This window comes from Pseudomonadota bacterium (assembly GCA_039028935.1).
Taxonomy (GTDB): Bacteria; Pseudomonadota; Gammaproteobacteria; order Steroidobacterales; family SZUA-146; genus SZUA-146.
The window spans coordinates 36136-50796 of sequence record JBCCHD010000007.1; the positions used below are offsets into that span (position 1 = coordinate 36136).

Annotated in this window: 10 protein-coding genes; 4 read left to right on the forward strand and 6 right to left on the reverse strand. The window is 56.8% G+C overall.

Going from position 1 to position 14661, the window contains the following annotated elements; translation table 11 throughout:
• Positions 1–14: 14 nt before the first annotated feature.
• On the reverse strand, positions 15–1073 hold the full coding sequence (locus tag AAF465_05110; protein MEM7082090.1) for a trifunctional transcriptional activator/DNA repair protein Ada/methylated-DNA--[protein]-cysteine S-methyltransferase: 1059 nt from the start codon (positions 1071–1073) through the stop codon (positions 15–17).
• Between the two features lie 515 nt (positions 1074–1588).
• On the opposite strand from AAF465_05110, the gene AAF465_05115 reads away from it, so the two are divergent.
• A complete protein-coding gene (locus AAF465_05115) occupies positions 1589–2500 on the forward strand; it encodes a hypothetical protein (GenBank protein MEM7082091.1) in 912 nt (303 codons plus the stop codon).
• Between the two features lie 297 nt (positions 2501–2797).
• Positions 2798–5800, forward strand: coding sequence for a hypothetical protein (locus tag AAF465_05120; GenBank protein MEM7082092.1), 3003 nt, complete (start codon positions 2798–2800; stop codon positions 5798–5800).
• Positions 5801–5967: 167 nt separating this feature from the next.
• Here AAF465_05120 and nth read toward each other — a convergent pair whose 3' ends face one another.
• From nth to AAF465_05145, 5 genes are all read right to left on the reverse strand, one after another.
• Positions 5968–6651, reverse strand: a complete 684-nt coding sequence (nth, locus tag AAF465_05125) for an endonuclease III (GenBank protein ID MEM7082093.1) — start codon at positions 6649–6651, stop codon at positions 5968–5970.
• 22 nt (positions 6652–6673) lie between these two features.
• Entirely contained in the window at positions 6674–8101 is a 1428-nt protein-coding gene (locus AAF465_05130) for an FAD-binding oxidoreductase (GenBank protein MEM7082094.1), read from the reverse strand.
• Between the two features lie 47 nt (positions 8102–8148).
• A complete protein-coding gene (locus AAF465_05135) occupies positions 8149–8559 on the reverse strand; it encodes a cupin domain-containing protein (GenBank protein ID MEM7082095.1) in 411 nt (136 codons plus the stop codon).
• 127 nt (positions 8560–8686) lie between these two features.
• Entirely contained in the window at positions 8687–11557 is a 2871-nt protein-coding gene (locus tag AAF465_05140) for a proprotein convertase P-domain-containing protein (GenBank protein ID MEM7082096.1), read from the reverse strand.
• A 384-nt stretch (positions 11558–11941) separates the two neighbouring features.
• Positions 11942–12865 (reverse strand): LysR family transcriptional regulator, encoded by a 924-nt coding sequence (locus tag AAF465_05145; protein MEM7082097.1) that lies wholly within the window; start codon positions 12863–12865, stop codon positions 11942–11944.
• Positions 12866–13090: 225 nt separating this feature from the next.
• Here AAF465_05145 and AAF465_05150 point away from each other — a divergent pair, with 225 nt between their 5' ends.
• Together AAF465_05150 and AAF465_05155 are read left to right on the forward strand one after the other, a co-directional pair.
• Positions 13091–13693, forward strand: coding sequence for an NAD(P)H-dependent oxidoreductase (locus AAF465_05150; GenBank protein MEM7082098.1), 603 nt, complete (start codon positions 13091–13093; stop codon positions 13691–13693).
• A 36-nt stretch (positions 13694–13729) separates the two neighbouring features.
• Positions 13730–14614, forward strand: coding sequence for a pirin family protein (locus AAF465_05155; protein ID MEM7082099.1), 885 nt, complete (start codon positions 13730–13732; stop codon positions 14612–14614).
• Positions 14615–14661: the final 47 nt, after the last annotated feature.

Below are 14661 nucleotides of genomic sequence, written 5' to 3' on the forward strand. Positions count from 1 at the left end.
AGTCTGCCAGTTTTTTATGCGCGTTCGTGCGCGTAGTGGCGCTCGAGCTCGATGAGTTTTTGCTTGCGCCACAGCCCGCCGCCATAGCCGGTGAGCGAACCGTCGGCACCGATAACCCGGTGGCATGGGATGAGCAGTGAGATTTGATTGGCGCCATTTGCCCGCGCGACTGCGCGCACGGCATTGGGATTGCCGATTCCGGCCGCGAGCTGGCCGTAGCTGCGTGTCTCGCCGGCTGGAATCGCGCGCAGCGCATCCCACACGCTGCGTGTGAACGCGCTGCCGTGGTATGCCAAACGCACCGAAAACTCAGCGCTTCGCTTGTCAAAGTAATGACCAAGCTGGCGCTCAACCTCATCGGTCAGCGCAAAGCGACCGATACCCAATTGGCCTTTGACTTTTTTACTCAGTTTGCCGAGTTCGGTTGGGAGCGCTTTGCGATCAACAAACTCTAACAAGTGGAGCGCCTGTCTATCGCATACTGCAATCATCGGGCCGAGCGGCGAGTCCAGCCAATCCGCCCGAAGCGCGCTGCCGCTGAGGTCAGACGGTGCGTGACCAAGCAGTCGTGTAAAGGCCGCGCGAAAAGCGCTTGACGATTCGAACCCGGCCGAGAGCTGTGCGTCCGTCACGCTACCGCCCGTGCTTAAGGTGTCAAAACCTTCGCGCAGTCGTGTGTGACGCGCGAGTTCTAAAAAGGTCATGCCAAAATATCGCTTAAACAGGCGGCGCACTGTGGAGGGATCGAATCCCATCGTTTGTATATCGCGCTCTTTAAATCGTCGCGCCGGTTCGGCTTTGAGCGCGGCGAGCAGCGTGTCGATGGCGGGCTCTTGCGCGGCCTCGTGTCCCAGCGGCAGGCAACGCTTACAGGGGCGAAAACCGGCTTGCACACACGCGGTGGGGCTCTCATAAAACGTGCAGTTGACCGAGTGTGGTTTGCGCGCGGCACAGGTGAGCCGACAAAAAATACCGGTGGTGGTCACCCCCACAAACGCGACGCCCTCATAGCGCGTGTCGCGCTTAATGAGCGCCTGGTAGAGCGTATCGTGATCGGGAAGTTCAAACAGCATGCGAACAGTATAGAAGGAATGAGCCACACGGATCGTCGATTTTCGAGCAAGTAATTCGATGATGTTGACGTACGCGACGGTCTTTTGTCATCGCATTGGCGAGCGTGTTTCGGTTTTTAACGAGAACGAGGTCAGCGTGTGGTGGCCACTTCTGCATGCGCGCACTTCGCGTCGTGGTAAACGATGCGTTCTGACCGTCTCTCACATCGGTTGCGCGCCGGGGGGGGGTCTCGGCGCCACCGCCCGGCAACACCAAACCGCAGGGCATGCTGGCAGAGAAATTAACATAATGACAAGGCAGCGCCGGGCGAATCCACAGGCGAGGCCAATCGGCGGGCATAGCGCGGTGAATGTGTTTGCACTGGCCGCTCGGTGACGGTTGTGAACACTATGTGAATGCGAATTATTCTTGTTAACGCATCACTGCACCGGTATGCTCTGTGATCACAACACGGGTCCCATCGCCGTTACAACTATATAAAGAGGCGTGGGAATAAAAAGAGAGGTACCCATCCATGAGCATTCGCAAACTACAGGCCTTCGCTTGCGCCTTATTTCTTGCGGCCGTCGGCCCACAGTCTGGTGCTGCCACCGTTCAAATTAATCTTGAGGGAGCTGGCGGTACAGTGACCGGTGCCGGATCTGCCGGTTTGCAATCGTTGTTCGATGACACGTTGTTCAGCGGCATGTTCATTATTCGAAACTTCGACCCAACCGGCTTTACCGGTACAGTGAGTTTTGATCGACAAACCAGTGATGCCGGTGTCGAGTTTTTACTCCACCTGAGCACTCTCGAAAGCCTTGAAGCGGCGATTTTTCGTACAGGTCCAACATCGCGCAGCGATGAAATCGGTTTTCCGAATGGCCAAATATTACTGCCGCGCACAGCGCAGTACACCGACTTAGGTGGCAATACCGGCTTTTTTGGCGCGGGTAGCGTGTCGTTTATCGATGGTGTGTTAGTGGGTTTCGAATACGTTATCGGACCCGAAGCTCTGTCGAGCTACGATTTTCTCTTTCAAGGTGCCGGCTTGGACGTCAGTCTGGAAGAGATTGTCATCAGCAGTGGCATCATATCGATCGGCTCCGAGTTCATACTCGACGGTGCCGACCCAAATGCCGACACGCCGTATGGTCTGAATACGAACGGCTATCTAACGCCGCTGACCGACAACACTACCACCCGTTTTGAAGCGAGCGATCCAGGATTGTGTACGCAAATCTATATCGGCGATTTCTGTCTTGGCATCGACGATCCGCTCAATAACGTTGCGGGTCTCAACCCGTTTGTCGAGGGCGATGATCTGTATCTATACGAACTCGGTGGCTTAAGCGGCGACATAGCAGTGGTACCGATTCCGGGTGCTGTTTGGCTGTTTGGAAGTGGCCTGTTCGCATTGCTCTTTGGTGCACGGCGACGCGCGTAATGGCCTTGCGCCACTGACCCCGGTGTTGGGTTTTCACCTTCCGTTCACTGGCCGATAGTGTGTGTGAAACGCATGGTCAATGGCTTGCGCCGCGTTGTGCGTTAAGCTTGTCAGATGCGAATAATTCTCATTGCTAATATAGTCGAGAGTCGCTAGACTCAGTCCGCGCAGATTGTCGGACAATGCGTTTTTACGTGTCTCGGTCTGCGACGAATTACTCGAAAAAGTAAATGAACGGCAAGTACGCCGTTTCGACACGCCGGTACTGGCGAAAAAATGGAATAGGGGAGACTTCTTATGTTAACTCGCTTTATCGCAAGCGCGATGTTGGGGGCACTGCTTTTTGTGGCTCCGGCACACGCGCAAAATAGCGCCGTGATTAATTTCACGACAAATCTGGCCCCTGGAGGCTACTCGGGTGTTGATGACGTCAACCCCTTCATTGCCGGCACGGAACTGAACGATTTGTTGAACGGGGTGTTCGGTCCTGGCGCCAGCGCTGATTGGCTGCGCTTCAACGGCCAAATCATCATTAAGAATTTCACGGGAGATGGCACCTATACCATCACCCCTGACGGCTTAGGCGACGGTGGTATTTTTCTCCATTCGCCTTTGCTGAATCGACTGGAGACGTCAACTTGGCGTACCGAAGGCTCGCTGTCTTCGGCAAGCATCACCGCGGGGGGTGGCGTGTTTGACGGCGACCCAACGACCCAACGCGATGACATTTACCTGCCGGACTTTACACCGAACGGCACGGCCATTGTCACGATCAGCGGTAACCAAGTCACGGTCGACTATGATCTGGACTTTAAAACGCTGGGCGCTGCCAACGCGATCTTCCTTCGCGACGGGGTGACGCCAACGGCGTTGTCCGATCGATTGGACGCCGCCAATGCACGCTTTGATACGTTGACGATCGACGGAACCGGCACGGCGGTAACCACATCGGCAACAATCGGCGTGAACGACGGTGAAATTCCCTTCGGCGTGTATTTTAATCTCGATTCGTTTTTGAGCGGCAACTTGTCGAATACCCTTTCGGATTTGGATTTCTTCGGCGCTGGTCAAGGCATGCTGACCCGAGAAATCATTCGCAACGAACTAGCGGTCAACAACATCACCACAAACGGTCAAGGCGGTGATCCGCTTCCGGATCCGTTTGCGGATGAGTCAGGTACCGTGACCTTCTTTGATCTGAACGGCGGCGCCGACTTTGATACAACGGTGTCGGTCGTGCCGCGTGACAGTGCGGTGATCAACTTTACGACCAACTTGCCACCCGGCGGTTACACGGGCGTCGATGATCTTAACCCGTTCATTGCGGGTACCGAATTTAACGACCTCATCAACGGCGTGTTCGGCCCAGGTGCTTCGCCTGATTGGCTGCGCTTCAATGGTCAGATTGTGCTAAACAACTTTGTCGGTGACGGTGTGTACACCGTGACCCCAGACGGGACCGGCGATGGCGGCATCTTCTTGCACTCACCGCTTCTGAACCGCCTCGAAACGTCGACGTGGCGTACTGAAGGACCGCTCTCACCGGCCAGCATTGTCGATGGCGCGGGTGTATTTGATGGTGATCCCACTACGGTGCGCGATGACATTTATCTGCCTGACTACACGCCGAACGGTACATTCACCGTGACGATCAGCGGCGACGATGTCACGATCGATTATCTGATCGACTTTAATACTCTGCCGCCTTCGAACTCGATCTTCCTGCGCGATGGGGTTACTCCCACCGAACTGTCGGAACGACTCGACGACGCCAACGCGCGCTTTGAATCGATTTCAATCACCGGCACGGGCACAGCGGTCACCACAGTGGCAACCGAAGGCGTCGACGATGGTGACATTCCGTTTGGGGTGTACTTCAACTTCGACAGCTTCCTAAATGGCAACCTGTCGAACACCGTGTCCGATCTGGACTTCTTTGGTCCCGGCCAAGGTGCATTGACCCGCGGCATTATTCGCAACGAACTCGCTGTGAATAACATCTCGATCGACGGCCTGGGCGGTGAACCGCTGAGTGATCCGTTCGAGGGTCAAGATGGCACCGTGACATTCTTCGATTTGAACGGCGGGGCCGATTTCACGACTAACGTGTCTGTTGTGCCGCGCGATACGGCCGTGATTAACTTTACGACCGCATTGGGACCGGGTAACTACTCCGGCGTGGCGGCACTGGATCCGTTTATTCCAGGCACCGAGTTCAACGATTTGATCAACGGTGTGTTTGGCCCGGGTGCCTCACCTGACTGGCTGCGATTCAATGGGCAGATTGTGCTCAACAACTTTATCGGCGATGGCACGTACGTGGTGACACCCGATGGCGTTGGCAACGGCGGTATCTTCTTGCACTCGCCGCTGTTGAACCGAATCGAGACCTCCACGTGGCGTACCGAAGGACCGCTCACGGCCGCGAGTCTCGCCGAGGGTGCGGGTGTGTTCGATGGTGATCCCACCACGGTGCGCGACGACATTTATCTGCCCGATTTGACGCCCAATGGCGTGATAACCGTGACGATTGCTGGCGATGACGTGAACATTAACTATGTACTCGACTTCACCACACTCGATCCAACCAATGCGGTATTCCTACGCGATGGTGTGACGCCCACCGACTTGTTTGATCGTTTGGACGAGGCGAACGCTAAGTTTGAACTGATTGGAGTTGACGGTGGTGGCACCGCTGTGACCACGACGGCGACTGCCAATGTGGATGATCAGGACATTCCGTATGGCGTGTACTTCAACTTCGAGAGCTTCCTCAACGGCAACCTGTCGAACACCGTGTCGGATCTTGATTTCTTCGGCATGGGCCAGGGTGCGTTGACGCGCGGCATCATTCGTAACGAAGTCGCTGCGGGCAACGTGTCGATCGACGGTTTGGGCGGCGATCCGTTGCCGGATCCGTTCGCTGCTGAAGAGGGCACGGTGACGTTCTTTGATTTGAACGGCGGCGCGGATTTGTCCACCACCGTATCGGTGGTGCCGGATCCGGACACCGATGGTGATGACGTCAATGACAGTATCGACAATTGCACGCTCGTGGCGAACCCCACGCAGCTCGATACCGACGGTGACCGTATCGGTAACCGCTGCGATGCGGACTTCAACCAGGATTGCATTGTGAACTTCCTGGATCTGTCTATCTTCAGCGACCTGTTCTTGGGCACTGGTAATGCCGGCGACCTCAATGAGGACGGCGTGACTAACTTCCTCGATTTGGCGTTGTTCCAGGATTTGTTCCTGCTGGCGCCCGGGCCGAGCAATCTTAGCTCTTGCGGTACGTAATCGAGCGTTATTGGTAGACCTCTGGAGGCGATAGCGCCTCGCAAGTAAGAAGCCCCGGCTGCATGGCCGGGGCTTTTTTTGTGCGGCTATGGGTGCGCCGCCTTCCACTGGTCGAGTGTTGCCCTTGAGTTAAAAGAGAGCGAAGTGACGGTTGCGCTGCGCTCGGATTAGACTTTTTTGCGGGGACGTTTGCGCAACCGATTGTTTTCCAACCGCTCCTCGCGCATGCGTTTTTTCGTCGCAGCAAACGAACAAATCGGGCACTCGGCCAACTCGTGAAAACGGGCCGGGCAGTATTCGCGACCAAAAAAGATGATCTGCAGATGCAATTTGTTCCAGCGGTCTTTGGGAAACAGGCGCTTGAGGTCTCGCTCGGTTTTGGTCACGTTACTGCCGTCGGACAAGCCCCAGCGAGCCGCCAGCCGATGGATGTGTGTATCGACCGGAAAAGCCGGCACGCCAAAGGCCTGCGACATCACGACCGATGCGGTCTTGTGACCCACGCCGGGCAGTGCCTCGAGAGCCTCAAAGCTGTTGGGGACCTCGCCGCCGTTGTCGACCAACATCTCCGATAGCCTCTGAATGTTCTTGGACTTCTGAGGTGCGAGACCCAGTTGTCGTATATAACCCAGAATGCGTTTGGCGGATAACTCCGCCATGGCCTTGGGTGTGGGTGCGGCGTTAAACAAAGCCGGCGTGACCTCGTTCACTTTCTTGTCCGTTGTTTGCGCGGACAGCAGAACCGCAATGAGCAGTTCAAAGTGGTTTCGGTGATCGAGTGGCACTGGGGTTTTGGGGTACAACTCCTCAAGCAAAGTGGCGATTCGTTCGGCTTTTTCGCTGCGTCGCATTGGCGGCTACCTCAGTCCCGTGTTACGGACGCACCAGCAACTTGCCTGGGTTCATAAGCCCTTTGGGATCGAGCGCCTGCTTGATTGACTGCATCAACGCCAGTTCAACCGGATCTTTGCGTGCGGCTAGCTCATCGCGCTTGAGCACACCGATGCCGTGCTCCGCCGAAATAGAACCGTCGTGGTCGATCACAACATCGTGAATTCGATGGGTTAGATCATCGGCTTGAGCACGCCACGACGTCGCGTCCATGTCGAGCGGGCCGAGTACGTCGTAGTGCAGATTGCCATCACCCATATGTCCGAACGCGATTGGACGAGCGCCTGGTACGGAGTGTTCGACACAGGCGTCGGCGGCAATCAAAAACGCTGGGATCGCGTGAACCGGGACAGAGATATCGCACTTTAAGCAATGGGTGGGATCTTTTTTCATTGACGCACTCGCGCTGAAGCGCAGTTGCCAAAGGGCGTCGGCATCGGCGGGCGTTGTTGCCGTTAAGCCATCGAGTGCTAAATGCGTTTGCAGCGCCTCTTGCAGGAACTGATCCGCAATGGCGTTCAATGCGGTGGCCTGGTTCGCGGTCATTTCAATGAGGGCATAAAATTGACCCGCTTTGATCGAAGGCCGAACGTGAGTCGGAAACGCGTTGACGATCAGATCGAGCGTGTCGTCGCTCAATAGCTCAAACGCACTGAGCTGTTCATGACTCATCGATTTAGCCACACCCAGTAACGACACAGCTGCATCGGCAGACGGTAGCGCCAAGAGTATCGTGACGCTGTGGGCGGGCTGTGGCGAGAGTTTGAGTACCGCTGCGGTGATGACACCGAGCGTGCCCTCGCCGCCGATCAGCAACTGTTTCAAATCGTAGCCAACGTTGTTCTTACGCAGCGTATTGAGACCATGCCAAATACGTCCGTCAGGCAGCACCGCCTCAATGCCGAGGCACAAGTCGCGGGCGTTGCCGTATCGAACGACGTGCAGGCCCCCCGCATTGGTGGATAACGCGCCGCCGATTTGGCAGCGATTCTCTGATCCAAATGACAAAGGCAACAAACGCCCCATGTCGGACGCGGCACGCTGCGCGTGGGCGAGGGTGACCCCGGCTTCCACGGTGAGCGTGTCGTTGCCAGCAGAACGGTCGCGAATGGCGGTGAGACGCTCGGTACTAATGAGTACGTCGCCCTGTGGAATCTGGCCACCCACCAAGCCCGTATTGCCGCCTTGCGGCACCATACTGATGTCGTGCTGATAGGCAAACGCCATGATGTCGCTCAATGCACGAGTGCTAGCGGGTTTGACAATGAGCGGCGTCGTGCCATGCCACCGACCGCGCCATTCCTCGAGATACCGCGACTGATCCGCATCGAGCACTATCGCGTCCGGGCCAGCGATCCGTTTGAGATGTTCAAGTGCCTGTTCGTCAAACATGCGGCCACTATCGAGCATTTTGGCGGCGGGGTCCAGGTGCGCCGGGTCTCTGCGTCCAGCGACGATTACCGATGCGGCACCAGCGGTTCAATGATTAAATACTGCACCGTGGTCGTGCCCACGTTTTCAACTTCGTGCCACGCTGTGCCGTCGCTTGAGAAATAGCTGTGGTCAGCAAGCGTAACGTCTCGAGTGCCTTGTGCATCGGTCAAACGCATCCGCCCACCCGACAGGGCATAGCCAAAATGCGGGGGATGGTAGTGGCGTTCATGACCGACACCTGGCGGAAACGTACAGCGTAATACACGCTGGTATTCGGTGAGGCTCAGCTGCTCACAGACCGGCGCGCCGCGCCAGCCGGCGGCGAGCGGATCGGGCAGATTAAGAGGGTTGCCGGAGGGGGCTTCTGGGGACTGTGTTGTACACGCAGCGAGTGCAACAAGTGCCGTCCCTGCGCAGATTGGAATTCGAAACATAGCGCTCAGGTACCACGATAAAAACGAACGTGGAGCCTAACAAACGCAGCAGGTCCTTGTCTGCGTTGAGCAAAAAAAAGGGCGCCTGATAACCAGGCGCCCTTTTTCGTTACGCGCGTAGACGCGCTTAGTTGCTGGCGCAGCTGGCCAGTGCACTCGGTCCTGGTGCTTCCAGGAACTGACTGGTCATGTACGCGTAGTCAAGGAAGTTGGCCGCGCCATCTCCATTGAAGTCATTGTCAGCGTCGGTGGTGTTAAACACCGTTGAGAACGCCTGAATGTCGGTGAAGTTGACGATGCAGTCATTATTGGTGTCCGCATCACACGCGTTGCCGAAGCCATCACCGTTGCTGTCGATCTGATCGGCATTGGCTACGTTGGTGCAGTTGTCCACATCATCACCGACACCGTCACCGTCACTGTCGACGGCTGTGTCGGCGAGTGCTGGAATCAGGCACCACTCGTTCAGCGTACCGGTGTCGATACCGGCGTTGTCCGAAACGTTCAGTGTCCAAGTGCCGGCCAGATCCAGTCCGTTAAACGCGGAGAGTGGGTTGTTCGGACTCAAGACACCCGTGAGGGCTGGCCCCGGTGCACACTCGTTCTCAACCGGTGTGGCACTGTCGTCATCCAGCGTGGCATCGACGTCATTGTTGCTGCAGCCAAAGCCCGAGGCCGGGACGCCGGGACGGTCAACCATGACCACAGAAGTACCGGAGTCTTCGTGCGTCAGCGTGAAGATGAGGTCGCCAACATAGGTATGGGTCGCGTTGAGGCTCACATTGAGATCCTCGATCTCGCCACCCAAACCGACGGTGGTTGCACTGTCGAGGCCCGCCGCTGAGTTATCCGGAATGGCCTGACCAGAATTTACACACACAATGTTCTGTGTCGTAAACGAGAACCCGGCTGTTGGGGTGTTGATGCCGCAAATGTTCGCAGCACGCACGCGCCAGTAGTAGGTCGTTTGTGGCGACAGGCTAGCGGGGAGTGTGTAGCTCGTGCCGGCCACTTGGTCCACGGCGATCATGTTGTTAAACGCTGCATCCGTAGCGATCTCGATCGTGTAGGTGGACGCTTGACTGCTTGCCGCCCAGGCAAACGTTGGCGACGAAGGCTGTTCAGTCGCGCCATTGGCGGGCGTCAGCAAGGTTGTGGCACCCGGCGTCGAGGTGGCTACCGACAGCACCAACTGCACGGCACGGTCCTTCGCGCCCGAAGTGCCGGTAACATCCAAGTTATAGGTGCCAGCCGGTCCGGCTGCGGTGTTACCGATGGTCAGGTTGGAGCTTCCCTCCGGAGTCACGGGATTGGTGCTGAAGGTGGAGGTCATGCCCGCCGGCACGCCGTCGACCGACAGAGTGACCGGATCGGAGAAGCCCAGAGCCTGGCCGATATCGATACCGTAAACGGCCGTATCGGGTGCGCACACTTCCTGGATGGAATTGTCGCTGCCCAAGAAGAAGTCGGGCTCGAATACGTCTTCATCGAAGAACACGTTGGGGTCTGCATGACCGCTGTTGACGGTGCGGTCGTCTGCCCACTGCAAGTACACCGACGATGCGGTTTGTATCTGCTGGTCGTAGTCACCGTGGTAGCAGGCCGCCAAGCCTGGATCAATATAGACCGGTGATGATTCATCCGAAATTCGGACGTTTGGACCAAATGAGGCACCACCGTCTTCAGACATGACCGAGTAGTAGTCGAAGAACAGGTTATTCGCTTCGTCGAGGCGACGATCGTACCAGGCAATCACGATGCGGCCGGTTGGGCCGGCGCTGATGCTTGGGAAAAACTGATCGGTGGTGGTGGCGTCGTCATTCACACGCACTTCGGGCAACCAGGTGGCGCCCATGTCGGTGGACCGGCGATAGTAAACGTCAATCACATCCCCGACGTCGCGACCATCCGGGTCATAGGTGTACACGGCGTGCAAATCGCCGTTGGGTGTGACCGCGATCTGTGGTGAGGACAAATAACGAATGTTGCCATTGAGTGCCGGGCGACCGCAGTTGCCGGTTGGGCCTGACGCATAGGGGTTAACCACGCCGGTCACCGGATTGGTGACCCGTGTGAACGTGTCGCCCCCATCGTCTGAGCGCGCAATCTCGATGTCCATCGGTCCACTGAAGAACGGGTTCCATCGCACCCAGGCCACGTAGAGTCGACCGTCGGTGGTGATAATGGGATAGGCGCCTTGCGTGTCGGAGCCTGCGTCGCTCAGCGGTACGGGTGTGGACCAGTTGAGGCCGTCGTCACTGTAGGTCGCGTAGATACGAGCGTCGTCAAAATTGATCCATACCAGGTGCATTCGACCGTAGTAATCGCTGCTCACTGTGTTGTCGATGGCCAGTAATTCCTTATCGTCTGAGCCACCGACATGTCCCAGCGAACGCAGCGTGAATGTTTGGCAGTCGTCCGTCGAACGATACACACCCAGCCCGTCACTGTGCAGCGTGGCCAGATAGAAATTACCGTCGGCGCGACGCCACTGCATGCTCGGATCGCCGAAGCTGTTCGCGTCAAAGGCACCATTGTCGTCAAACGACGCACCGCCATCGGTCGAGCGCGAAAAGCCCGTGAAGCCGCCACCGGCGACCACGCCGCTCCAGGCATCGTTATAGCCAGAGCAGATCGTGCCGGTGTTTTCATTGAGCGCGATCGACGTTTCGTTTTGTGTTTGGGTGGCACCAGATTCACCGGTGTCGTCGTTCACTTCAACATCGGTACCCGGAATGCGGTTCGTGACGCGCTCCGGATCGTAATACTCCGACTCGACGCCGCCAAACTCGCTGGTGCGATCGCACAGCACTAACAATTTGTTAAGCAGAGCGTCCATGCGCGGACGCTTCTTGGTGTCGTCGAGCATCGCACAGCGGCTGCTGAGCTCCTTCGACGACATTTTGGTCGTTGCCTTTTTGGTGTCTGACGCCGCGATGGCGCTAGAACTGAAAAGACCGGCGATGACTATCGCGCTGATCAGTTTAAACGTGTTCATAACGATCCCCCGTTGGCAATGAATGCCGAGCCAGTCGCCTCATGTGAAGGCGGCTCGTTAGTCTCGGTAGTCGTGTGCGTATCCCTACACCAACAAAACGCATGAAACGCCTCCGCACGGTTGTCGCTATGTTCTAGACGCCGATTGGTCGGTCGCGTTTATTTGTATTCGTTGGATCGTGATACAGCTGCTGCCAGTGTGATGAAAAAAAGCCTTGCTTATCTTTATATTTGCGTCGAACGTGACGCGTATTCGCGATCCATAGTGGCAAACGTCGCACCGAAGCGCAATTGATAGCTGGGCGAATATGTTAAATGAAAAAGCCGTAGTTCGTGTGTTACCGACGACTTTAATCAAACAGCGATAGATGAATGTTTCCCGCTCTTATACGGTGATGGCATCGGCGCCGAGCGTTTGGCTTTGTTCAACAATGATGTCCCGTAGCCTCTGCACACCCGGGCCGGCGCTTTGAGGTTGCGCCAAAATCAGATAAACCGTGACCAGTCGATCGTTGGGTTCGCTGAGCGCAATGGGCTTGAGTTCGCCACGTGCCAGTTCACCTTGAATTTTGTGTTCTGGAAACCACGCGTAGCCATAACCTCGGCAGACCGCTCCGATCGACGTCGACATGTTGCTCACCGTCCAACGCTGCGCCCCGGTTGACGTTGTCTTGCTCTTGCGGGCGCCATCGGTCTCACGCACAAAAAGATGACGATGGCGGAGCAACTCGTCCGGGCTGATTGCGGTGGTTTTTTGATGAAGCGCGTGATTGGGACTGGCCACCGGCAAAAACCGTAGCGTCATTAGCGCGGTTCCGTAAAACCCCTGCGGAATGTGATTGCTGATTACCATGTCGGCGCGACCGCTGTGCAGTTCTTCGAGCGTACCGCCCATGACCGATTCGACGCATTCGATGTGCGTGTGGGGACTGTGTCGACCAAATTCGGCGAAACAATCGAGCAACAGCCAGACGGGAAAAATCACGTCTGCACTCACACGGATTTCCGCCTCCCAGCCTGCTGACACTTGGCGCGCGGTCTGTTCAAGACGAGCGGCACTTTTAACGAGCGTTTCGGCTCGCTCATACAGCAACTCTCCGGTGGGTGTAAGAACAGCGCGGCGGCCCTCAAGTTTGAACACCGCCACATCGAGCACGGACTCGAGCTTCTTAATCGCATAGGTGACGGTCGACTGACTTTTATTGAGCTGCTCCGCGGCCTGCGCATACCCGCCCGCGTCGACCACAGCGAGCAACGTGCGCCATTGCTCGAGGGAAATGCGGGGTGTTGAGGTTGGTGTCTTGCTCATTATTTTCAATGAATTACGGTGTTTCGGCGGATTAAACAACGAAAAAATAGATAGATATAAGCGAAATATTACTATTTTTAATCATAAAAATAGAAGTTTTAATACACGGGAGGTTACGGCAGACACCGCCACTCGACACCGGCAATGCTCAAGGCCCGATCTCACCACGCAACGCCGCCGCCCGAAAAGGGCAATACGTTCACCGAACCGCATGAGGAACGCACGATGAAACATCTTCTTCTGATTCACACCAGCCTGAATGGCGCCAAGAGTTTGTCGTCGAGTTTGGCCCTGGAGGCGGCCGCATCCTGGACGCGGGCCCACCCCGAGAGCCACATCGAGACGCTGGATTTTGCCGAGACGCCGATTCCGCATCTCACGGCTGACACCTTCGGTGCGTTTGTGACGCCAGACGCCGAACGCAGCGATGAACAGCGAACACGGGTGGCGCTGTCCGATCGACTCGTCGAGCAACTGAAAGCGGCCGATGACATTATTTTGGCGGTGCCGATGTATAACTTCGGCGTGCCCTCTCAGTTGCGTGCGTATTTCGATCACGTGGCGCGCGCGGGCGTCACGTTCCGCTATACGTCCGATGGCCCGGTGGGGTTGCTCGATGACAAGCGCGTGACCGTTATCGCTACGCGCGGTGGGCAATACGAAGGAACGCCACTGGATAACCAAACGAAGTATCTTGAACAGTTCCTCGGCTTCTTAGGCTTAGATAACGTGCGTTTCGTTTACGCCGAGGGCACGGCCATGGGCGATGAGGCACTCGACACCGCCGTGCAGTCCGCGCGCGCATCGATTCACGCACTACACGATTAGTCACTACCACCAATGATCCCCAAAGGAGGAAACACCATGAACACACGCCATGTCACACAGCTAATCCCCTCGATTGAAACGTCTGATGGAGCAGGCGTGAAGCTTCGTCGCAGCCTTGGCGCGGCGCGCGACTTGCGGGTGGATCCTTTTCTGATGCTCGACGAGTTCGGCACCGACAATCCCGACGACTACATCGCGGGTTTCCCGCCGCATCCGCACCGCGGGTTTGAAACGGTGACCTATATGCTCGATGGCCACATGCGCCATGAGGATCATATGGGGAATGTGGGTGAACTCACCGAAGGTGGTGTGCAGTGGATGACCGCGGGCCGCGGTGTGATTCACAGCGAAATGCCTCAGCAAAAAGAGGGCCGTATGCGCGGTTTTCAATTATGGGTGAATTTGCCCGCGGCCGAAAAAATGGTGTCTGCCCAGTATCGCGACATTCCGGCTAATCAAATACCGGTTGATGAATCGACGGATGCGCGTATTAAGGTGATCGCCGGTCAAATCGATCGCACAACCACCTCAACCGAATCCGCCGAGGGCGTTCGCAAGTCGGTGATGGGCCCGGTGGCCGGTCCGATCAACGGACTGACCACCGAGCCATACTTTCTTGATGTGGCTTTGAGCCCTGGCGTGACGTTGGAGCAGCGACTGCCCGCGCAGCACAACGCGTTTGTCTATGCTTATGAAGGTGCGCTCATGATCGATCGTCAGTCGGTGCCGCGACAACAGGCGGCGGTGCTGTCAGCCGGTACGACTGTGCGCGTCGCTAGTGATGCGGGCGCGCGTTTCATATTGTTGGCGGGTAAACCACTCAACGAGCCCATCGCGCAGCGCGGACCGTTTGTCATGAACACCGATAGCGAAATTCGGCAAGCGATCCGCGACTATACGGACGGCGTGCTCACGCAATAACGTCTGGGTGTACCGATGCGGAGAACTCGCCCATAACGCCGAGCGCC